Origin of the sequence: Streptomyces sp. SID3212 (assembly GCF_009865405.1) — a bacterium.
GTDB lineage: Bacteria > Actinomycetota > Actinomycetes > Streptomycetales > Streptomycetaceae > Streptomyces.
Map to the genome: position 1 here is coordinate 1 of NZ_WWJY01000455.1, position 21,159 is coordinate 21,159.

Consider the following 21,159-nt stretch of genomic DNA (forward strand, 5'->3'; position numbering starts at 1 on the left):
GGAGCCGCCGGCGGGCGCGGATCCCGCGGCGGCGGCGACACCGGCGCCGGCCCCCGAGCGGGACCCCACGCGGGACAGCACCAGCAGCAGGAGCCAGGTGATCAGCAGGCTGAGCAGGGACACCGCGACCGAAGTCTGCGCCTCGGAGCCGGAGATCGAGACGATCCACACCGCGAAGGGCCGGAATCCGAGCAGCGCGGCGATGGTGTACTCGCCGAGCACCAGCGCGAGGGTCAGGAAGGACGCGCTGGCGAGCGCGGAGCGCAGGTTGGGCAGGATGACCCGCAGGACGGTGTACGGGATACGTGCCCCGCAGTTACGGGCGGCCTCGACGAGCGTCGTGACGTTGATCGCGCTCAGCCCGGCGTCCAGCGAGCGGTAGACGAACGGCAGCGCCAGCACGGTGTACGCGAAGACGAGCACCAGCGGGAACGACTCGTCCTGCACGGCGATGAACGTCTGGTAGAGGGGGGTGGTGGACAGGTGGTCCGGTCCCCAGCGCAGCACGGTAGTGATCCCGCTGACCAGTGCGATCGGCGGCACGACCAGGGGCAGCATGCAGACGACCTCGACGACGGACCGCAGCCGGGGCGCGCCGAGCCGTACCGCGATCAGCGCGGGCACGGTCAGCAGCAGGACGAGGGCGATGGTCGCGGCGGCCAGGCCCAGGGAGAGGAACAGGCTCTGGGTGAAGCCGTCGGCGGACAGGATGCCGGTGTACGCGTCGAACGACACGCCCTGCCCGGGGGTGTGGACGGTGAAGACGAACGAGGCCAGCAGCGGGACGACGAAGTAGACGCCCGCCAGGGCCAGGACCACACCCCGCCAGATACGGCGGCGGGGGCGCCGGGCCCGTACCGTACCGCCCCCGTCCGACGGCGTGTCGTCGCGCGGGGCGGCGGTCGCGGTGGGGGTCAGTGCAGCCATCGGGTGCTCCGTCGCTGGAGGGGCAGATAGACCGCCATGACCAGGCCGGCGATCACGATCATGTCGAGGCTCAGCGCGAGCGCCACGTTCTCCTGACCGACCTGGACGTTGCCGGACAGCGCGTCCGCGATCTTGAGGGTGACGAGCGGGACGGATCCGCCGACGAGCGCGGCGGCGGTGGCGTACGCCGCGAAGGCGCTGCCGAAGAGCAGCACGAATCCGCCGAGCAGGGTGGGCGCGAGGACCGGCAGGCCGACGTGGCGCCAGAACTGCCCGTCGGTCGCGCCGGCGTTCTGCGCGGCCTCGCGCCACTGCGGGCGCAGGCCGTCCAGCGCCGGGACGCTGATCAGGACCATCAGCGGGACCAGGAAGTAGAGGTAGATCACGGACAGGCCGGTGAAGGAGTAGAGGTTCCAGCCGAGCGAGTCGAGGTGCACGAGCTCGGTGACCACGCCGGAGATGCCGAGGGTGGCGACGAAGGCGAAGGCGAGCGGGATGCCGCCGAAGTTGGCGAGCACACCGGACGCGGTGAGGACGGACTCGCGCAGCGCGCCGCCGCGCGAGGTGACGACGGCCTGGGCGATCAGCATGCCGAGGACGGTGCCGACGAGGGCGGTGAGGGCGGACAACTCCACACTTCCCGTGAGGGAGTTGAGGTACGGCCCTTGCAGGGTCGTGGTGATGTTCTCGCCCGTCAGCGAGGTGGCCTTGCCCGGCTCCTGGTGGGTGACGGCCCCGTACAGGAGGGCGCCGACGGGAAGTCCGAAGCACAGTCCGGCGAAGACGAGCAGCGGCAGCGTACCGAGCCAGGCGCGCGGCGCCCGCCGCCGACGGCGTGTGCCGTCGGCGGCGCCCGGTGCGGGCAGGGTCTGGGTGGGCATCAGGAGACGGCCTTGTCCCAGTTCTTGGCGAGGACGGCCTTGACGGCGTCGAGGTCGGCGGACTTGGGGAACGTCGGCGTGCCGGCGACCTGGGGGAGGTTGGCGACGAGGGTCTTGTCGACCGTACCGTCGGCGGTCATCGAGGGCAGCAGCACCGGCCGGGCGAAGCCCTTGAGCCACAGGTTCTGGCCCTCGGCGCTGTACAGGTACTCCATCCACAGGCGGGCGGCGGCCGGGTGCGGCGCGTCCTTGTTGATGGCCTGGGAGTAGTACTGGGCGTAGACGCCGTCCGTGGGGACGGAGACCTTCCAGTCGAGGCCCTTGGACTTGAACTCGCCCGAGTAGCTGGCGTTCAGGTAGTCCCAGTCGATGGAGATGGGCGTCTCGCCCTTCTCGACCGTGGCCGGGGTGGACTCGACGGGGATGAAGTTGCCGCTCTTCTTCAGCTTGCCGAAGAAGTCGATGCCGGGCTGGATGTCGGTGAAGGAGCCACCGTTGGCGAGGGCGGCCGCGTACACGCCGCCGAAGGCCGAGCCGGACTTGTTCGGGTTGCCGTTGAGGGCGACCTTGCCCTTGTACTCGGGCTTGAGGAGATCGGCGAAGGTCGTGGGGCAGACCTTGATGCGGGAGGCGTCGCAGCCGATGGAGATGTAGCCGCCGTAGTCGTTGTACCAGCGCGCCTGCGCGTCCTTCTGCTCGGCCGGGATCTTGTCGTACGAGGCGACCTTGTACGGCGCGAAGAGGCCTTCGGCGGCGCCGCTCTGGTTGAACGGGACACCGAGGTCGACGACGTCGGGGGCGCGGTCCTGGCCCTTGCGGGACTTGACGGCGTTGATCTCGTCGGCGCTGGCGGCGTCCGGGGTCTCGTTCTTGATCTTGATCTTGTACTTGGCCTCGAAGGCCTTGATGATCTCGCCGTAGTTCGCCCAGTCCGGCGGGAGCGCGATCGTGTTGAGCGTCCCCTCCTTCTCGGCGGCGGCGACGAGGTCGTCCATGCTGCCGAAGTCGGCCACGGAGGTGGCGGCCCCGGCCTTGACGCCGCCGGCCGTGGTGGCGTCGGCGGTGTCGGACTTGGCGCCACAGGCGGTGAGGGCGGTGAGCGCGGCGGTGCTGAGCGCCACGGCGGCTATCAGCCTGCCGTGGGGACGGACGCGGAGTCGGGTCACGCTGGGTCTCCCGGGGAGCGAGGGTGGGTCTCACTTGTTCATACAAGCTGGCATCAGTTCGCACGGTTCAGGTGTCACGTGAGTGAACGCCCGATGGCCGCGGCCACACGACCCGAGGAAGACACAAATACCCATAACGGCCTGATCACGGTCACGAGAGGGACACTTTTCGGGACCTTACGAGCCATCTCCTCCCTGGACACGCAGGTTTCACGTGCGGTTAGAGTGAAGAGCGGGTACGCGACGGGTGGGCGCACCTGCGCACAGTTCATGGAGCCCAGCCCACTGAGCACAGCTCATCGGCCACGGCTCACCGAGTACAGCTCATCGACCGAGGGGGCAGTCGTGCCGGGTTCGCGCTATCTGGAGATCGCGGAGGCGCTGAGGCAGGCGATCCTGGCGGGTGAGCATCCCGTGGGGGCCCGGCTGCCGTCGGAGAGCGACCTGGCGGCCCGCTGGTCGGTGTCGCGCGGCACGGTACGGCAGGCCGTGGGCCTGCTCGCCTCGGAGGGCCTCATCGGCTCCCGGCAGGGCGCGAGACGTGTCGTACTGCGGCAGGAACTGCGCCACAGCTTCCAGCAGTTGAACAGCTTCGCGCAGTGGGCCCACGCGATGGGCCGCGAACCGTCCAGCCTGATCCTCAGCCGCGACACCCGCCCCGCGAACCCGGAGGAGGCGTCCCGGCTCGGGACCACACCGGGGGCCGAGGTCCTGTACGTGCTCCGCCTGCGGCGCCTGGACGGCGAACCGGTCCTGGTGGAGCGCACGGCGTACACGGACTGGGTGGCCCCGGCCGTACGGGAGTTGCCCGACGACTGCGTCTCGATCATGAACAGCATCGCGGAGAACGCGGGCATCGTGGCGCACTACGGCGAGCACCTGATAGACGCGGTGGCGGCGGGCAGCGAGGACGCCCGCCTCCTCCACGTCCGCCGCGGCAGCCCCCTCCTGCGCCAGCGCTACCTGACCTACACGGCGGCGGGCCGCACGATCGAATGGACGGACGACCGCTACCGCGCGGGCACGGTGGCCTTCAGCGTCTCCAACTCGGCGGCAGCGGCCCCGCTCGCCCGGACGGCGGGGCCGGACATGCCGTTGGCTACAGAGTCCTGACCTGCGGTGCGTCGCCGCCGGTGGTCACGGAGATGACTCCGTCGACCTGGAGGTCGCCGTGGACGCTCAGGCCCTTGGAGGCCTTGCTGATCCAGACCGAACCCGTCTTGCTGTAGGTGACCTCCAGGCCGTCGGCGAAGGTCACCCATTTCTCGAAATTGTTCGTCCCCTGGAACACGATGCGGTCGGGAAGAGTGAGGAACAGCGGCTGGCCTTCGTGACTCAGCTTCATCCCTCCCTCCACGACGAAGTGCCCCCGCACCTTTCCCTCGCCGGTGATCAGGTCGTCCAGGTCGGCCTTACCGGCCTTGAGGGTGCCCCATTCGTTCTGGCCGTCCGCGAAGACCCGTACCCCCGACTTCGGGAAGTCGATCCACCCGTCGCCGGTGCCGCGCCCCTGCACCCACTTGGTGTTGACGCCGTTGACGTCGGCCTTGTCGGCGTGGACGTTCCCCCAGTCCCGCCCCGGCCCGTGGAAGACGTTGAGCCCGGTGTCGGGGAACTCGATCCAGCCGTCGTCGGCGTCACGCCCCTGCACCCACTTGGTGTTGACGCCGTTCACGTCCGCCTTGTCGGCGTGAACGGTCCCCCATTCCTTCTGCTGCCCGTGGAAGACGTTCAGCCCGGTGCCGGGGAACTCGATCCAGCCGTCGTCGTCACCACGCCCCCGCACCCACTCGGTCCTGACCCCGTCCACGTCCGCCTTGTCGGCGTGGACGGTCCCCCACCCTCCACTCCCGTTGCGGACCTCCGCGCCGTCCGCGGAGAAGGTGACGCGGCCCTGGTCGACCGTGCCCTCGACCCACGGCGTACGGGTCCCGCTCCCGAACTCGGGGACCAGCGCGTGGACGGTGGTGGTGAGGAAGTAGCCCTGCTCCGGCTGCCCCGTCCCCCGCACCCCCGCCACCAGGGTGTACGTGGTGCCGCGCTTCGGCGGGACGATCGGTGACCACATGTAGGGCTGTTGCGTCACCGGAGACCCCGGGACCGCCGCCGTGGCGACCACCGTCTCGTTTCCTTCCGGATCACGGATCCAGTAGTCGAGGTTGTCGGGCCCGTCCCACTTCAGAACGACGTTGCCGCCCGCGTCCACATCGGCCAGCGAATTCTTCTCCGGACGGAAATTGCGCGGAATCCTCGGGGCGGCCTGCTTCACCACCCCGAGTGTGGTGGTGAAGTGATCCCGCCGCATCGGTACGTTGTCGTCACCGCCGCCGGACTTCTCCAGTATCCGTAACCGGATCAGCCCCTCCGTACCGGAAACCGGTATGCCGTCCAGCTTCAGGACCAACGACTGGTCGTACGGCAGGGTCAACCTGCCGCCCCCTTGGGGGTGGTGGGCCCGAAAGCGCCCCAGGCCGGCGTCCCAGCTGAAATCGGGCACCGGTTCCAGCCACGCCGTGTAGTCCAGGTCGGCACTCGCGCGGATCACCGTGGGATCGTCCGTCAGGTCGGACGGACCGGTGCCGACCGGTATCTCCACATCGATGTACTCCCACTTCACATCGGACTGGTGGGTGTTGGAGACGATCACGTACACCGTCCCCACGGACGGCGCGCCGGGCTGCGAGGCTGGTAGCGAGGTCGGATCGGTGACGACGGCGTAGTGCAACAAGGACGGCACGGACAGGACTCCCTTGCTCGGCGTTCGATGACGGCGGGTCCGGGCCCGAAGCCGACAGACCCGGCAACAGCACTGTCCCGCCCACCACCCACCGAATCGCCTTTCAGGGACATCTGACGCAAACCCCTGCCCCGCTGTCCGGATCGCCGACGCCTCCCCAGATCCGGACGAACACGTTCAGCTCACCCCGACCCCACTTCCCCCACGCGGCTCGTCGAGCACCAACCTGACGTGCTCGAACCCGCCGTACCAGACCGTGTCGGTACGCCGGAAGCCGAGCCCCTCCAGCAGTCGCACCGAGGCGGTGTTCCCGACGAACGAATCCGCGTACAGGGGGCGGGCCTTCTCCTCTTCCAGGAACAACGCCACCGCCCGCGAGCCGATCCCGCGCCCCCAGTACCGCCTGCCCAGCCAGTACCCGAGGGAGCGGCACCCCTCGTCCCACCAGGCCAGCACGTTGCCCGCCAGCTCTCCGTCCACGGTGACGGCCTGCACGAAGCCCGTGGGATTCCCCAGGACGTTCGTCGTCCAGTGGGCCATGAAGACGTCCCGTTCCCGTGGCGGAAACCTGGACCGCCGCAGAGCCTCAGGATCGTGCTGCTGCACGAAGAGCACTTCCAGATCGGCCGGTTCAACGTCTCTCAAACGCACCTGCTCAGACATACCGGCGGAGTATGGCACCAGCCACTGACACCCTTGCGGGCCCAACCGCCACGCGGGCGGCGCTCACCGACCCAACTCCAGCTCGCCGACACGCTCGTCGCCGCTCGTCTCCCCGGTCGGCCGAAAGCCAAGCCCCAGGTAGAAGCCCTCGGGGCCGTCCTCGCCCGGGTGCCAGGTGACCGTCAGGCGGTCCCCACCCCGGCGGCGGATCTCAGCGGCAACAGCCTCCACCGCGAAGCGGCCGTAACCGCGCCCCTGTTCGCCGGCGGCGATGTTGAGGCGCCACAGCCCCGAGCGGATGTCCTTCCCGGTGCCGTCCCCGGCGAAGTCGATGCCGAAGAACGCCATCAGGAACCCGACGACCCGGTCACCGTCCAGAATCAGTCGCGGCCACGCGACGCCCGGGTGGACGTACGCCTCCGCCAGCGACTTCACCACCGGCGCGACCAGGTGCTCCTGATCGGGGCGGACCTTCACCCCGATCGCGTCTTCGAAGTTGGCCGCGGTCACCTCGGCGAGGCGAAGAATTGTTGTCATACGGGCACCGTAATCGACTGAATCAAGTGGTTTTCCGCCCACAAAGTGGCGGACCTGCGGCACCGAAGTACCTGAGGCAGAGCAGTTGGGCGACGATGGGGCAACTTGCGGTGGGCAACACCTGGCAGCCCGTCACCGCAGGAACGCGAGGAAGCTATGAGTGCAGAAGAGGATCAGCCCCACGACGCGTCGGTGGATTTCCCACAGGAACCACGGTCACGCGGGATGTTCTACGAAATCTCGATGCGTCGGCCCCGCCGTTCCGGGTTGGTCGGCTGCGTCCTGGCGGTCTGCTGCGTGATTCTCGCCGCGCTCGTCCTCATGATTAGACCTCACGGTGAAGACCGGGGTCCGTCCCATCCCATAGGACGCGGGAGTTACGTCGAGGAGATCAGCCAAGCCCGTCAGCAGCTGTTCGAGGGGCGGATCATCTTCCCTGATACGAGCTCTCTACGACTCGTGGCAGGGGCGGAGCCGCATCCGTTCCTTGTTCACATCCTTGGAACTGCCCGCAGGACCAAACCCGGTGAAGCACAGGCACCGGTGAGTGTGGGCACCCAGATCGGGGTGAAGCTGCACTGCTCAGGTGCCGGGGTGCGGTGTACACCGTTGTCGTCGGAGCGCCAGACGGTGCTCTCGAAGATCGACGGGGCGACCTGGAGATGGGACATGAGTGCGCAGCATGCCCGTCCGGTCAGTGTCACTCTCACGGTGACCGCCTATCTGGGGGCGAGTGACACCGTCCTGGTCGAGAAAATGCCTCTGACCGCGCGGGTGGAGGTGGCCGCGCCGCCCGAAAGCGGCGGCTGGTTCTCCTGGGCCGGGGACCTGTGGCGGTGGGTGACCGGCACGCTGACCACTCTGGGCACACAGGCCGTGGCCATCGGCTCCATCGTCGGCCTGGTCTTCATGTGGACGCGCCGCCCCCCTCCGTCCGCCGCTGGCGGGCAGGACGTCTCGGAAGACGTGCGCCGCGACGGTCCGACTCCTACGGTACGACCGCAACGGACAGGCCGTACGCGTCCGGGCCCGTCACCCGGGCGGCGGTCCGCCTCGACCGGGCCCGCCGCCAACCGTCGGCGGCATAGTCGGTCCGGGCCGCGCGAATGAGATGGGTACGCCGGACCGACCACTCATTTCACTGAGTCAGCCGTTGTCACGGCCGGCCGCCCCGGCTGCGGCTGTTGCGTTCGGCGAGGCGGGTGCTGAGGGTGTCCGGGGTCTGGGCCGAAGGCTGCTCGTAGTCGGGGCAGAGGGAATTGCCGCATTCGCAAGGGGGCCAGCGGAGGGCGGAGCCGGGGATTAGGTCCGCGCCTTCTGCGCCTTCGGCGCCGGGATCGGACTTCGGGACGATCAGGACGCCGTCCTTGCCGAATTCCTCTGTCAGCCGCGCGAGAACTCGTCGTGCGTTGCTCTTGTCGTTCATTCCGCCAACCGCCTCAGTCCATGGAGCACTCGCTCCAACAGTTCGTCCGTCACCGGGGCGTAGGCCGCCCCGCCGTCCGGTACGAGGCGATGGAAACCCCGGCCGTCCACGGTGGCCTCAAGCTGGGCCGATCCGTCGGGGGCCGGGGGTTCCAGGGCTCGGTCACACATGGGGGTTGTGCCCTCCGTCATCGCTTCATCACCGTCTGTGCAACAAGAATCGGTGTCTGCGGCTAGGCTCAACAGGGGGTAGCCCTTGACGGTCCGAGCGTAAAGAGCGGTGATTCCTTTGGCGGGCAAAGAGTTGGACCCGTACACCAGTCCGGAGGCGTTCCTGGGTGCGGAGTTACGTCTCCGTAGAGAGGCTCGGGGATGGAGCCAGACGAAATTGGCGTCGGTGGCGCATATGACGGGGAGTCGTATCGCTCAGATCGAACTCTGTTTGGTTCCGGCGACCTTGGCCAATGCGACGGCGCTTGACGTCGCGCTGGAGACGGGTGGGTTGTTCGAGCGGCTGTACCGGTTCGGCGCTCATACGCCCATGGTCGCCGAGTGGATGGAGCTGTACATCGAGTTCGAAGCGACCGCGTTGTCCATCAGCACCTACACGACCTCGTTCGTCCCCGGCCTCTTGCAGACGGAGAGGTACATGACCGCGCTCATGAGAGGAGCGCGGTCCCGGGCCGGCGACGGCCTGGTGGAGCACCGCATCGAGACCCGGCTCAAGCGACAGGACATCCTCCGCCGCGCGGAGCCCCCGGCCATGTGGTTCATCCTGGAGGAGGATTTGCTGCGGCGCCCCATCGGCGGATCCAGTGTCATGGCCGAGCAGTTGAGTCATCTGGCCGAGATGACGGATCACCCGGCCATGGTCATCCAGGTCATCCCGACAGCCGTGGGCGAGCACCCCTGCCTAGGCGCCACTGTGTGTCTGCTCGACCTCCCGGACAGGCCCCGGATCGCCTACATGGAAGGAAACTTCACGGGCCAACTCTTCATGGATCCTGATCGGGTCACGAAGTGCGCGATGTCCTACGATCTGACACGGATCAACGCGTGCAGCCCCGCCGAGTCGGCCCGCATGATCCGTACCGCGCTGAAGGAGATGCAGTCATGAGCAGTAACCGTCCCGATCTGAGCACCGCCCTTTGGCGCAAAAGCAGTTACAGCAGCGGCGACGGCGGGGAGTGCCTCGAAGTGGCCGACGGCTTCGCCGGGGTCGTCCCCGTTCGCGACAGCAAGAACCCCGGCGGCCCCGCCCTCGTCATCTCCACCGCCGCGTGGGGCGACTTCGTCGCGTACGTCGCGGGCTGAGGCCCGTACCGACGCAACGGCGGCGTCAGCCGCCAGACGTGTCCAGTTCCGCGTCCGCGCTCACGCCCGAGCAGTCGTACGGGTCCTTGAGCCAGCCGTCCGGCAGGACCACCCGGTTGTTGCCCGACGTGCGGCCCCGAGGGCCATCCGCGCCGTCCGGCCAGGGCTGGTCCAGGTCCAACTCGGAGAGCAGCGCGTCCAGTTCGGCCAGGGACGAGGTGATCGCCAGGCGGCGGCGCATCTCGGAGCCGACCGCGAAGCCCTTCAGGTACCAGGCCACGTGCTTGCGGAAGTCGATCACGCCGCGTGCCTCGTCGCCGATCCACTCCCCCAGCAGTTCCGCGTGACGCAGCATCACGACCGACACCTCGCGCAGGCCGGGGCACGCCGGGGCCCCCGCACCCTCGAAGGCGGCCACCAGGTCGCCGAACAGCCACGGCCGGCCCAGGCAGCCGCGCCCGACGACCACGCCGTCGCAGCCGGTCTCGCGCATCATCCGCAGCGCGTCGTCCGCCGACCAGATGTCGCCGTTGCCGAGGACCGGGATCTCCGGCACGTGCTCCTTGAGGCGCGCGATCGCGTCCCAGTCCGCCGTACCGCCGTAGTGCTGCGCCGCCGTCCTGCCGTGCAGGGCGATCGCCGTGACGCCCTCCTCGACCGCGATCCGCCCCGCGTCGAGGTAGGTGATGTGGTCGTCGTCGATGCCCTTGCGCATCTTCATCGTGACGGGGAGGTCGCCGGCGTTCGAGACCGCCTCGTGGAGGATCGCGCGCAGCAGGGGCCGCTTGTACGGGAGCGCCGAGCCGCCGCCCTTGCGGGTGACCTTGGGGACCGGGCAGCCGAAGTTCAGGTCGATGTGGTCGGCGAGACCCTCGTCCACGATCATGCGGACCGCCTTGCCGACGGTGACCGGGTCGACTCCGTACAGCTGGATCGAGCGCGGCGTCTCCGACGCGTCGAAGCGGATCAGCTGCATCGTCTTCTCGTTGCGTTCGACGAGCGCGCGTGTGGTGATCATCTCACTGACGAACAGCCCCTTGCCCCCGCTGAACTCACGGCAGAGCGTCCGGAAGGGCGCGTTGGTGATCCCGGCCATCGGGGCGAGCACCACCGGCGGACGCACTCCGTACGGGCCGATGACCAGCGGAGACAGCGTCGCGGACGCCGGGGCGGAGGGAGACGCGGACGGGGACAGTGCTGCGGTCATTCCACCATTGTGGCCCACGGCCCCCTCCCCGCGAGAATGGTTAGTTAGACGTACTATCGTGCGCATGCCCGAGCTCAGCCGCCGGCGGCGGACGCTGGTGCTGGTGATCTGCTGCATGAGCCTGCTGATCGTCAGCCTCGACAACACCATCCTGAACGTCGCGCTGCCCACCTTGCAGAAGGAACTGCACGCGTCGGTCGCGGGGCTCCAGTGGACCATCGACGCGTACACCCTCGTCCTGGCCTCGCTGCTGATGCTCGCGGGCTCCACCGCCGACCGGATCGGGCGGCGCAAGGTCTTCATGACCGGGCTGGTGATCTTCACGGTCGGCTCGGCGCTCTGTTCCGCCGCGCCGAACCTGGAATCGCTCGTGGCGTTCCGGATCCTCCAGGCCGTCGGCGGCTCGATGCTCAACCCGGTCGCGGTGTCGATCATCACCAACACCTTCACCGAGCGCCGCGAGCGCGCCCGCGCCATCGGGGCGTGGGGCGCGGTCGTCGGGATCTCCCTGGCGCTGGGGCCGATCATCGGCGGGCTGCTGGTGGACACCATCAGCTGGCGGGCGATCTTCTGGCTGAACATCCCGATCGGGATCACCGCGCTGATCCTGACCTGGCGGTACGTCCCCGAGTCCCGCGCGCCCAAGGCCCGCAGGCCCGATCCGGTGGGCCAGCTGCTGGTCATCGGGGTGCTCGCGACCCTCACGTACGCGATCATCGAGGCGCCGAAGGCGGGCTGGACCTCGCCGGAGATCCTGTCCTTCGTGGGCTTCTCGATACTGTCGCTGGTCGCGCTGATCCTGTACGAGCCGAGGCGCGACGAACCCCTGATCGACCTGCGGTTCTTCAGCAGCGCGCCGTTCAGCGGGGCGACGCTGATCGCCGTGTGCTCGTTCGCCGCGCTGAGCGGGTTCCTCTTCCTGAACACGCTCTATCTCCAGGACGTGCGGGGGCTGTCGGCCTTGAAGGCCGGCCTCTACATCCTGCCGATGGCGGCCATGACGTTCTTGTGCGCGCCGCTGTCGGGGCGGCTGGTGGGCAACCGGGGGCCCCGGCTGTCGCTGCTGGTCGCCGGGATCGCGATGACGGCGAGCGGGGTGCTGTTCGCCGTGTTCGAGGCGGAGCAGCACACTACGCTGCTCTTCACCGGGTACGTGATCTTCGGCATCGGCTTCGGCATGGTGAACGCGCCGATCACCAACACCGCTGTCTCCGGCATGCCCAACGCGCAGGCGGGGGTGGCCGCGGCCGTCGCCTCGACCAGCCGTCAGATCGGTCAGACGCTGGGGGTCGCGGTGATCGGGGCCGTACTGGCGGCCGGGGTGTCCCTGTCGGTCACAGGCCGGATGGCCTCGGCGGCGGAGAAGCATGACTTCGCGGACGCGAGCCGGCCGGCGTGGTGGATCATCACGGGGTGCGGGCTGGCCGTGTTGCTGGTGGGGCTGCTGAGCAGCGGGCGGTGGGCGCGGGGGACGGCGGCGCGTACGGCACAACGGTTGGACCCGGCGGGGGCCCAGGCGGCGGAGGCGCGGGCGTGAGGCGTCTTCCCGTACCCCATGCCTCATGCCTCATGCCTCATGCGGGACGGTCTTCGCCGACCGGACTCCGGGACGGACTTTCCGTACCCCGGGAGCGGCTTCTCAGACCGCCGCCGGCTGTCGCGCCTCAAGCGTCTTCAGCAGCAGGAGCTTCTCCAGGCGGGCCTGCGACTCGTCGTCCTCGGGGACGTAACTGACCAGCCGGGGGCCGGACGTCGGTCCGAGCCAGAGGTTCGTGTGGACCACGTTGAGCGTGCCGACATGGGCGTTGACGAAGCGCTTGCTCCGGCCTGTGTTGCCGATCACCTCATGCCGCTCCCAGATCTCGCAGAACTCCGGCGAGGCGTTCCGCAGCCGCGCGAGCAGGGCCTTCCAGGGCGGCTCGGCGAGGTGCTCGGCCATGTCGGACCGGAAGCGGGCCACCAGGGTCTGCTTGGTCTCGCGGGGACTGGTGAGGGCGGCCTGCCACTGCGGGTCGGTGAAGGCGAGCCAGAGGCAGTTGCGGTCCTCGGGCGGCAGGGCGTCCATGTCGCACATCATCACGGAGTACGTGCGGTTGTAGGCGAGGATGTCGTACCGGCTGTTCTGCACACAGGCCGGGAAGGGCTCCAGGCGCTCCAGCATCCGCCGTACCGACGGGGTGATGGTGGGGCTCGGCGCGCCGGGCGCGGGGTCCACGGCGCCGGCCAGGGCGAAGAGGTGGGAGCGCTCGCTGGGGTCGAGGAGCAGGGCGCGGGCGAGGGCGTCGAGCACCTGGGCGGAGACCTGGATGGGCCTGGCCTGTTCGAGCCACGTGTACCACGTGACCCCCACGGCGGAGAGCTGGGCCACCTCTTCACGGCGCAGTCCCGGCGTACGGCGGCGGATGCCGCGCGGCAGGCCGACCTGTTCGGGCATGATGCGCTCGCGGCGGCTGCGGAGGAAGCCGGCCAGCTCGTGACGGCGGATGTCGGGCTCCCGGAGGGCGGCGCCGGCGGGGGCGGATCCGTCCGGTACCGCTGCCCGGGGGACCGTCGTGCCGCGTTCGTGCACCATCGTTGCCATTCCTCCAGGTTGCAGGAGGGCTCAGCCCATTGCCAGGTACTCCTTGTACCAGGATAAAGACACTCTGGTACCAGGCTTCGTCCGGGGTGAGTCTGGCTCTCGTGAGTACAGCATCCCGTCCCCAGTCCGGCGTTCCGGCCCCGGCTCCTCGTGTTTCCCCTGTTCCCGCCTCGGGACCCGGTCCCGCTCCGGCCGTCCATGACCACGGTCCGGTCCTCGGCACCCTCGGCCTCTTCACCGTGCTCCTCGGGGCGGCCCTTCCCCTGATCGACTTCTTCATCGTCAACGTCGCCCTGCCGACCATCGACAAGGACCTGTCGGCGGGCCCCGCCCTGCTCGAACTGGTCGTGGCCGGTTACGGAGTCGCGTACGCCGTCCTCCTCGTCCTCGGCGGACGGCTCGGCGACACGCTCGGCCGCAGGCGCCTGTTCATGGCCGGCATCGCGGCCTTCGGCATCACCTCGCTGGCCTGCGGCCTGGCGCCCAACGCCTGGACGCTGGTGGGCGCGCGGGTCGCCCAGGGCGCGGCGGCGGCGCTGATGCTGCCGCAGGTGCTGGCCACCATCCACGCGACGACGGCCGGGGAGCGGCGGGCGAAGGCGATCAGCCTGTACGGCGCGACCGCGGGGCTCTCCATGGTGGCGGGCCAGATCCTGGGCGGCGTGCTGGTGGCGGCGGACATCGCGGGCAGCGGCTGGCGGGCGATCTTCCTGGTGAACGTACCGGTCGCACTGGTCGGCCTGTTCCTGGCGTTCCGTACGGTGCCCGAGACGAAGTCGCAGAAGCCCGCGCCGATCGACGTACCGGGCACGCTCCTGCTGACCACCGCACTCGTGACGCTGCTCGTGCCACTGACCGAGGGGCGGGCGGCGGGGTGGCCGCTGTGGACCTGGGTCACGCTGGGCGTCTTCCCGGTGGCCACGGCCGCGTTCCTTTGGGTGGAGCGGCGGGAGGACCGGCAGGGGCGGATACCGCTGCTGCCGCCGAGCCTGTTCCGGCTGGTGTCGCTGCGGCGCGGGGTGGGACTGACCGTGCCGTTCGCGATCTGCTTCGGGGGGTTCATGTTCGTGCTGGCGATCGCCCTCCAGCAGGGCCTCCACATGAGCGCCATCGGGTCGGGGCTGGCACTGGTGCCGCTGGCGGTGACGTTCTTCGCGGCGTCGCTGGCCGGTCCGCGGCTGCTCGGGCGCTTCGGGACGCGGGTGCTGACGGTCGGCGCGGCGATCCAGTTCACCGGGCTGGGGCTGCTGGCCCTGCTCGTCTGGCGGGACTGGCCGTCGGTCGGGGCGCTGGACCTGCTGCCGGGGGTGGCCGTGGCCGGTCTGGGCGGTGGCCTCCAGCTGCCGAACCTGTTCCGGATCGTGCTCTCGGACGTGCCGCCCGAGCGGGCGGGGGTGGGCAGCGGCGTGATGGTCACGGCGCAGCAGGCCTCGCTGGCGCTGGGGGTGGCCACGCTGGGGACGCTGTTCCTGAGCCTGACGGACTCCGACGGCATGGGGGACGCGCTGACGGTGACCCTGATGGCGATGATGGGGCTGATCCTGCTGACGGGGCTGCTGAGCTTGCGGCTGCCGCGGACGGTGAGCTGAGGGTTGGAGGCTGCGGGCGGGAGCTGGGGCCGCCTCGTCCTCGTACCCGCACCACCCGCCTCCACCTGAGTCGGAATTTCCGACTCACCCGATAAGGTCCATTTCATGACACAGCTCACTCTCACCAAGTCCTCCCCCTCCCTGTGGCGAGTGGCCTTCGGCAACCCTCCGGTCAACGTGGTCGGGTCGCAGTTCGTCGTCGAGCTGCGGGCGCTCCTCCAAGCCGCCGAGAACGACCCGGACCTCGCGGTGGTCCTCTTCGAGAGCACCGATCCCGAGTACTTCATCGCGCACTGGGACCTCACCGACGACAGTTCGTCGCTCGCCGACCAGCCGCCGCTGCTGGAGGGCATGTCGCCGTTCACGGACGTGCTGATCCGCCTGAGCAAGCTTCCCGCGCTCACCGTGAGTGCGATTCGCGGACGGGTACGGGGGGCGGGCAGCGAGTTCGTCCTCGCCACCGACATCCGGTTCGCGAGTCTGGAGCGCGCCGTGCTGGGCCAGTTCGAGATCACGGGCGGCGTCATCCCGGGCGGCGGCGCCGTCGCGCGCCTGCCGCGCCTGGTGGGTCGGGGTCGGGCGCTGGAGATCATTGCGGGCGGCGAGGACTTCGACGGGGCGCTCGCGGAGCGGTACGGATACGTCAACCGGGCCGTGCCCGACGCGGAGTTCGACGCGTTCATCGACGAGTTCGTGCGCCGCGTCTCGGAGTTCTCGGTCAGCGCGATCCGGGAACTGAAGCGGGAGGTCGACCCGCGCACGCTCCCGAAGGAGGAAGAACTCGCCACCCAGGCCAACCTGTTCTTCGCGGCACTGGCCACTCCCGAGGTGCAGGAGTGGGCGAGGCAGGCGTTCGAGAACGGTCTTCAGAAGGACGGGCCGTTCGAGGCGAACCTCGCGGAGTACTCGGCGAGGTTCGCCCCGAAGCGCTGAACCGGCGGGACTCCGGATCATGGAGCGGTGGCGGCGGCCGGGAGGTCACGGGTCGCCGCCCCCGTCTCGTCTCAGACTGCGGTCTTGGGGTCCGTCGGCTGGGCGGTTCGCCGGTACTCGGCGTTGATGCGCCGGGCTTCTTCCAACTGGTCTTCGAGGATGACGATGCGGCAGGCGGCCTCGATGGGGGTGCCCTGGTCGACGAGCTCCCGGGCACGGGCGGCGATGCGCAGTTGGTAGCGGGAGTAGCGGCGGTGTCCGCCCGCGGAGCGGAGCGGGGTGATGAGGCGGGCTTCGCCGATGGCGCGGAGGAAGCCCTGGGTGGTGCCGAGCATCTCGGCGGCCCGGCCCATGGTGTAGGCGGGGTAGTCGTCGTCATCAAGACGGCCGAACGAGTCGTCCGCTGTCATTGCACCTCTCTCATGGCACGCGTGGAGGGGCCTTGGTGCCAATGGCACCAAGGCCCCGAAGGAACTGCTACACCATCTGCCGGCCTCAGTCGTGCGCCGGCCTTCTGTGTCCGCACACCCACCCGGGAGAGGATGGGAACTGCGGGGATCGCGGTTGCTTGACCGGAGACCACCTCACTATCGATGTCCTGCGGTACCCGGGCCCTGTGATTCCGCCCGGGCGATCCTGATGGCGCTCGGCCCCTCCGTTCTTCCCTCTGGGATCAGTTGCTTACCTGTTGCTGCTACTTGCCTACTGCTGTTGCTACTCACCTACTGTGCTGTCGAACCTCCCGATGCGCGCGCCCGCAGCCGACGCCTTCACCGAGGTACTGCTCATTCACTCGCACTGCTGGGGTACTGCTCACGGCGGCCCCTGATCACCTCGGGCCACCCGGTCCGGTCGTCAGCCTCGTCACCGTCCTGCGAACGCTGGCTTCGCGACTCCACCACCGAACCGTCGTGCGTACCGCAACTGCTGTACCGCTGCCCGGCAGTTCGTGTCTGCCAGGCCCTGCTGTCCTTCTGGCTACGAGAGAAACCATAACCACACCAGCACCCAATGTCTACTCCAGCCGACACAGATTTCCGCGTGTCCGGCAATGAGGCAATCAGGATCCGCCGGACCGGGAACGACGACGCCGACCTACCCGGCCATGCCGGGTAGGTCGGCGTCGTCACCGGACGCTGGATCAGGACGTGGGCGTTCCCGTCGCCCCGTCTGCCGTGCCGGCCTCACTGTCGGCGGCGGCACCGGTGGCGCCGGCGGCGCCTTCGGTGTCGGCCTGCTGGTCGTCGTCGCCGCCGGCGGCGCGCTCGCGCATCTTGCGGAGCAGCTCCTGCTTCTGGTCGGCGGCGACCGCGCGGTCGGCGTTACGGGCGGGGCCGTTGCCCTGCTGGTCGGCGCGGGACAGCTTCTTGCGCTGCCCGCCGACGCCGAGAAGGTTGTTGCGGCTCTTTGCCACGGGGTTCTCCCGAAGTGATGTGAAGTGATCTGCGGAATCGTCGGTGGGGGGCGGGCCGTGGCCGCCGCGCTCTCACTCGTAGATCTGGAAGAACATGCCCGTGACGCTACCACCGGGTGGGGGGCGGTCGTCACGCGGTTATTCGCCCACATCGGCCGAAACCTCCGAGGGGGTCCCTCGAAGGAGCGAATGACAGTTATTGAAATCTGTCATCGGTCATGCCAAGCTTGAAGCATGACATCTTCCGAGAAGGTCCCCACGACCAGCACTCCCGTCCCCACCCGCGCGCTCGGTTCGACCGGCCCCCGGGTCTCCGCGCTCGGCCTGGGCGCGATGGGCATGTCCGCGCTGTACGAAGGGGGTGACCGCGCCGAATCCATCGCCACGCTGCATGCCGCGCTGGACGCCGGGATCACCCTGATCGACACGGGCGACTTCTACGGCATGGGCAGCAACGAGATGCTGATCAACGAAGCGCTGCGCACCGCCCCCGCCGGCGCCCGTGACCGCGCGGTGATCAGCGTGAAGTTCGGCGGCATGCGCGACCCCGACAACGGCTGGGGGCCCATCGACGGCCGCCCGGCCGCGGTGAAGAACTTCGCGGCGTATTCGTTGCAGCGCCTCGGCACGGACCACATCGACGTCTACCGGATCTCGCGCGTCGATCCGGCCGTGCCCATCGAGGAGACGGTCGGCGCCATCGCCGAGCTGGTCCAGGCGGGCCATGTGCGGCACGTCGGCCTCTCGGAGGCGGGCGCGGACACGATCCGCCGGGCGGCGTCCGTCACCCCGATATCCGACCTCCAGATCGAGTATTCGCTGATATCGCGCGGCATCGAGGACACGATCCTGCCGACCGTCCGGGAGCTGGGCATAGGCATCACGGCGTACGGCGTGCTGTCGCGCGGCCTCATCAGCGGCCACTTCGCCCCGGACCGCGAGCTGGCGGCGACCGACTTCCGGGCGATCAGCCCCCGCTTCCAGGGGGAGAACCTCCGCCACAACCTCGACCTGGTCGAGTCCCTGCGCAAAGTCGCGGAACAGAAGGGAGTCACGGTCGCGCAGATCGCCATCGCCTGGGTGCTGTCGCGCGGGGAGGACATCGTGCCGCTGATCGGTGCCCGCCACCGCGACCGGCTGGCGGAGTCCCTCGGCGCGCTGGACGTGACGCTCGACGCCGCCGACCTGGCCGCGATCGAGCGGGCCGTCCCGGCCGGCGCGGCCCGGGGCGACCGGTACCCGAGCGCCCAGATGGCGCACCTGGACAGCGAACGCTGAGCGGCGGGCGGCGCGGACCGGACACCGACCCGGCGGGGTGGGTGACGGGTAATGTCAATGGGTAAGGGCCGCCGCACCAGCCAGAAAGGTCGCTCCCCGATGACCACCGAGACCCTGACCGCCGAGCGCATCCTCGAAGCGACCGAAGAGGTCCTGCGCCGTTACGGTCCGGCGAAGGCCACGGTGGTCGACGTGGCCCGGTTGCTCGGGGTGAGCCACGGCAGCGTGTACCGCCACTTCCGTACGAAGGCGGCGCTGCGCGAGGCGGTCACCCAGCGCTGGCTGGAGCGCACGGAGATCACGCTGGAGGGCATCACCGACGCCACGACCCCCGGGGGCGCGGAGAAGCTGCGCGGCTGGCTGCTGGCGCTGTTCGAGGCCAAGCGGCACAAGGCGGGCGACGACCCGGAGCTGTTCGCCACGTACAACACGCTGGCCCGGGAGAACAGCGGGGTGACGGAGACGCACCTGTCGATACTGACCGGCCAGCTCACCCGGATCGTCGAAGAGGGCGTGCGCGCGGGCGAGTTCACCGCCCCGGACCCGCAGCGCGTGGCCGTCGCGGTCTTCGCGGCGACGGCCCGGTTCCACGACCCGACGTACGCCCCCGAGTGGCAGAAGCCGTCCATGGACGACGAGTTCAGCGCGGTGTGCGACCTGGTGGTCCGGGGCCTGCGGACCTGACTCCGTCACCGCCTCCGGTTGAAGCCGCCGTGAGCGGGCCTGAGCCGGTGTCAGTCCTTCGCCGGGTTCACCGTGGCCTGGTGAGCCTCGGTCAGGTGTTCCTCGGCCTTGAGCCAGGGCAGGAACTGCGCGTTGATGCGCCAGTCGCAGGTGTCACATATCAGTGAGCGCTGGACACCTGACTTCTGGACACGTACGACATGCTCGCGTCCGTGCTGGTCCCATCGGCGGACGGTGCTGGTGGTCGTGGACGGCATCCGAGCCTCCTGTTGTGACGCGTGGGGCATGGGGCGTTGGCGTACCGCCAGTGTGCGACGAAGCCCCCGGCTCCGTAACGGAACCGGGGGCTTCGAGCCGGGAACGTGATGCGTCAGCAGCCGAGGAGACGGCCGCCGAGGTACGCCTGGATCTGGTCCAGGGAGACGCGCTCCTGCTGCATGGTGTCGCGCTCGCGCACGGTCACCGCGTTGTCGTCCAGGGTGTCGAAGTCGACGGTGACGCAGAACGGCGTACCGATCTCGTCCTGGCGGCGGTAGCGGCGGCCGATGGCGCCCGCGTCGTCGAACTCGATGTTCCAGTTGCGCCGCAGGTCCTCGGCGAGGCCCTTGGCCTTCGGCGAGAGCTGCGGGTTGCGGGACAGCGGGAGGATCGCGACCTTGACCGGCGCGAGGCGCGGGTCGAGGCGGAGCACGGTGCGCTTCTCCAGCACGCCCTTCGCGTTGGGCGCCTCGTCCTCGTTGTACGCGTCGAGGAGGAAGGCGAGCATCGCGCGGCCGACGCCGGCGGCCGGCTCGATGACGTAGGGGGTCCAGCGCTCGCCGGCCTCCTGGTCGAAGTAGAGCAGGTCGTGGCCGGAGGCCTTGGAGTGCACGGTGAGGTCGTAGTCGGTGCGGTTGGCCACGCCTTCCAGCTCACCCCACTCGCTGCCGCCGAAGGAGAAGCGGTACTCGATGTCCACGGTGCGCTTCGCGTAGTGGGCGAGCTTCTCCTGGGCGTGCTCGAACCAGCGCATGTTCTCCTCGCGCAGGCCGAGGTCGCGGTACCAGTTCCAGCGCTGCTCCATCCAGTACTCGTGCCACTTCTCGTCCTCGCCCGGCTTGACGAAGAACTCCATCTCCATCTGCTCGAACTCACGGGTGCGGAAGATGAAGTTGCCCGGAGTGATCTCGTTCCGGAAGGACTTGCCCATCTGCGCGATGCCGAAGGGCGGCTTCTTGCGCGAAGTCTGGAGGACCTGGCCGAAGTTGGTGAAAATGCCCTGCGCCGTCTCGGGGCGCAGGTAGGCGACCGAGCCGGTGTCCTGGGTCGGGCCCAGGTGGGTGGAGAGAAGGCCCGAGAACGACTTGGGCTCGGTGAAGGTGCCCTTGTTGCCGCAGTTGGGGCAGTTGATGTCGGCGAGGCCGTTCACCGGCGGCTTGCCGTGCTTCTCCTCGTACCCCTCCTCCAGGTGGTCCGCGCGGTAGCGCTTGTGGCAGGAGGTGCATTCGGTCAGCGGGTCCGTGAAGGTCGCGACGTGGCCGGACGCCTCCCAGACCTCAGTGGCAAGGATCACCGACGAGTCGATACCGACGACGTCCTCGCGCGAAGTGACCATGGAGCGCCACCACTGGCGCTTGAGGTTTTCCTTCAGCTCGACTCCGAGCGGCCCGTAGTCCCAGGCGGCCCGCTGACCACCGTAGATCTCACTGGACGGGTAGACGAAGCCACGGCGCTTGCTCAGGTTGACGATGGTGTCGATCTTGTCGGCGGCCACGGTGCTCTCTTCATTACGACGGCGACGAACGGCGAATGCCCCAGATTAGCGGCGGCCGCACCCCCTGTAT

Annotated in this window: 22 protein-coding genes; 9 read left to right on the top strand and 13 right to left on the bottom strand. The window is 69.2% G+C overall.

Annotated features, from left to right (window positions below; translation table 11 throughout):
• From GT042_RS13395 to GT042_RS13405, 3 genes are all read right to left on the bottom strand, one after another.
• Positions 1–927: ABC transporter permease subunit (locus GT042_RS13395; RefSeq protein ID WP_237530775.1), on the bottom strand; the 927-nt coding region annotated here is incomplete at its 3' end.
• Positions 915–1,808, bottom strand: a complete 894-nt coding sequence (locus tag GT042_RS13400; protein WP_161308926.1) for an ABC transporter permease subunit — start codon at positions 1,806–1,808, stop codon at positions 915–917. The genes GT042_RS13395 and GT042_RS13400, both read right to left, overlap by 13 nt.
• On the bottom strand, positions 1,808–2,974 hold the full coding sequence (locus tag GT042_RS13405) for an extracellular solute-binding protein (protein WP_345943764.1): 1,167 nt from the start codon (positions 2,972–2,974) through the stop codon (positions 1,808–1,810). Before GT042_RS13405 ends, GT042_RS13400 begins: the two co-directional genes overlap by 1 nt.
• Before the next feature lie 345 nt (positions 2,975–3,319).
• On the opposite strand from GT042_RS13405, the gene GT042_RS13410 reads away from it, so the two are divergent.
• Positions 3,320–4,087 (top strand): GntR family transcriptional regulator, encoded by a 768-nt coding sequence (locus tag GT042_RS13410; protein ID WP_161308927.1) that lies wholly within the window; start codon positions 3,320–3,322, stop codon positions 4,085–4,087.
• On the opposite strand, the gene GT042_RS13415 is transcribed toward GT042_RS13410, so the two are convergent.
• The 3 genes from GT042_RS13415 to GT042_RS13425 form a co-directional block, all read right to left on the bottom strand.
• Positions 4,074–5,711, bottom strand: a complete 1,638-nt coding sequence (locus tag GT042_RS13415; protein ID WP_161308928.1) for a hypothetical protein — start codon at positions 5,709–5,711, stop codon at positions 4,074–4,076. The two genes, GT042_RS13410 and GT042_RS13415, sit on opposite strands and share 14 nt — an antisense overlap.
• A gap of 177 nt (positions 5,712–5,888) precedes the next feature.
• Entirely contained in the window at positions 5,889–6,374 is a 486-nt protein-coding gene (locus GT042_RS13420; protein ID WP_202532723.1) for a GNAT family protein, read from the bottom strand.
• Between the two features lie 63 nt (positions 6,375–6,437).
• Positions 6,438–6,911, bottom strand: coding sequence for a GNAT family N-acetyltransferase (locus GT042_RS13425; RefSeq protein ID WP_161308929.1), 474 nt, complete (start codon positions 6,909–6,911; stop codon positions 6,438–6,440).
• A gap of 669 nt (positions 6,912–7,580) precedes the next feature.
• Here GT042_RS13425 and GT042_RS13430 point away from each other — a divergent pair.
• Complete coding sequence (locus tag GT042_RS13430; protein WP_161308930.1) at positions 7,581–8,021, top strand: hypothetical protein; 441 nt, start codon at positions 7,581–7,583, stop codon at positions 8,019–8,021.
• Positions 8,022–8,067: 46 nt separating this feature from the next.
• Here GT042_RS13430 and GT042_RS13435 read toward each other — a convergent pair whose 3' ends face one another.
• Entirely contained in the window at positions 8,068–8,337 is a 270-nt protein-coding gene (locus GT042_RS13435) for a hypothetical protein (protein ID WP_161308931.1), read from the bottom strand.
• Between the two features lie 279 nt (positions 8,338–8,616).
• Here GT042_RS13435 and GT042_RS13440 point away from each other — a divergent pair, with 279 nt between their 5' ends.
• Both GT042_RS13440 and GT042_RS13445 read left to right on the top strand, forming a co-directional pair.
• Positions 8,617–9,453 (top strand): helix-turn-helix transcriptional regulator, encoded by an 837-nt coding sequence (locus GT042_RS13440; protein ID WP_161308932.1) that lies wholly within the window; start codon positions 8,617–8,619, stop codon positions 9,451–9,453.
• A complete protein-coding gene (locus tag GT042_RS13445) occupies positions 9,450–9,650 on the top strand; it encodes a DUF397 domain-containing protein (protein ID WP_161308933.1) in 201 nt (66 codons plus the stop codon). Before GT042_RS13440 ends, GT042_RS13445 begins: the two co-directional genes overlap by 4 nt.
• A 25-nt stretch (positions 9,651–9,675) precedes the next feature.
• Here GT042_RS13445 and dusB read toward each other — a convergent pair whose 3' ends face one another.
• A complete protein-coding gene (gene dusB / locus GT042_RS13450; protein ID WP_161308934.1) occupies positions 9,676–10,857 on the bottom strand; it encodes a tRNA dihydrouridine synthase DusB in 1,182 nt (393 codons plus the stop codon).
• Positions 10,858–10,921: 64 nt separating this feature from the next.
• Here dusB and GT042_RS13455 point away from each other — a divergent pair, with 64 nt between their 5' ends.
• Entirely contained in the window at positions 10,922–12,394 is a 1,473-nt protein-coding gene (locus tag GT042_RS13455; RefSeq protein WP_161308935.1) for an MFS transporter, read from the top strand.
• A 102-nt stretch (positions 12,395–12,496) separates the two neighbouring features.
• Here GT042_RS13455 and GT042_RS13460 read toward each other — a convergent pair whose 3' ends face one another.
• Entirely contained in the window at positions 12,497–13,438 is a 942-nt protein-coding gene (locus GT042_RS13460) for a helix-turn-helix transcriptional regulator (protein ID WP_161308936.1), read from the bottom strand.
• Positions 13,439–13,677: 239 nt separating this feature from the next.
• Here GT042_RS13460 and GT042_RS13465 point away from each other — a divergent pair, with 239 nt between their 5' ends.
• Both GT042_RS13465 and GT042_RS13470 read left to right on the top strand, forming a co-directional pair.
• Positions 13,678–15,027 (top strand): MFS transporter, encoded by a 1,350-nt coding sequence (locus GT042_RS13465; protein WP_345943765.1) that lies wholly within the window; start codon positions 13,678–13,680, stop codon positions 15,025–15,027.
• 105 nt (positions 15,028–15,132) lie between these two features.
• A complete protein-coding gene (locus tag GT042_RS13470; protein ID WP_161308938.1) occupies positions 15,133–15,960 on the top strand; it encodes an enoyl-CoA hydratase/isomerase family protein in 828 nt (275 codons plus the stop codon).
• Positions 15,961–16,031: 71 nt separating this feature from the next.
• Here GT042_RS13470 and GT042_RS13475 read toward each other — a convergent pair whose 3' ends face one another.
• Both GT042_RS13475 and GT042_RS13480 read right to left on the bottom strand, forming a co-directional pair.
• Positions 16,032–16,370 (bottom strand): MerR family transcriptional regulator, encoded by a 339-nt coding sequence (locus GT042_RS13475; RefSeq protein WP_161308939.1) that lies wholly within the window; start codon positions 16,368–16,370, stop codon positions 16,032–16,034.
• Positions 16,371–17,101: 731 nt separating this feature from the next.
• Positions 17,102–17,374: a DUF6243 family protein gene (locus GT042_RS13480; protein WP_161308940.1), complete on the bottom strand. Its 273-nt coding sequence runs from the start codon at positions 17,372–17,374 to the stop codon at positions 17,102–17,104.
• A gap of 234 nt (positions 17,375–17,608) precedes the next feature.
• On the opposite strand from GT042_RS13480, the gene GT042_RS13485 reads away from it, so the two are divergent.
• Both GT042_RS13485 and GT042_RS13490 read left to right on the top strand, forming a co-directional pair.
• Entirely contained in the window at positions 17,609–18,652 is a 1,044-nt protein-coding gene (locus GT042_RS13485; RefSeq protein ID WP_161308941.1) for an aldo/keto reductase, read from the top strand.
• A 99-nt stretch (positions 18,653–18,751) separates the two neighbouring features.
• Entirely contained in the window at positions 18,752–19,336 is a 585-nt protein-coding gene (locus tag GT042_RS13490) for a TetR family transcriptional regulator (protein ID WP_161308942.1), read from the top strand.
• A 50-nt stretch (positions 19,337–19,386) separates the two neighbouring features.
• On the opposite strand, the gene GT042_RS13495 is transcribed toward GT042_RS13490, so the two are convergent.
• Both GT042_RS13495 and GT042_RS13500 read right to left on the bottom strand, forming a co-directional pair.
• Positions 19,387–19,593 (bottom strand): hypothetical protein, encoded by a 207-nt coding sequence (locus GT042_RS13495; protein ID WP_161308943.1) that lies wholly within the window; start codon positions 19,591–19,593, stop codon positions 19,387–19,389.
• 113 nt (positions 19,594–19,706) lie between these two features.
• Complete coding sequence (locus GT042_RS13500; RefSeq protein WP_161308944.1) at positions 19,707–21,089, bottom strand: glycine--tRNA ligase; 1,383 nt, start codon at positions 21,087–21,089, stop codon at positions 19,707–19,709.
• Positions 21,090–21,159 lie beyond the last annotated feature (70 nt).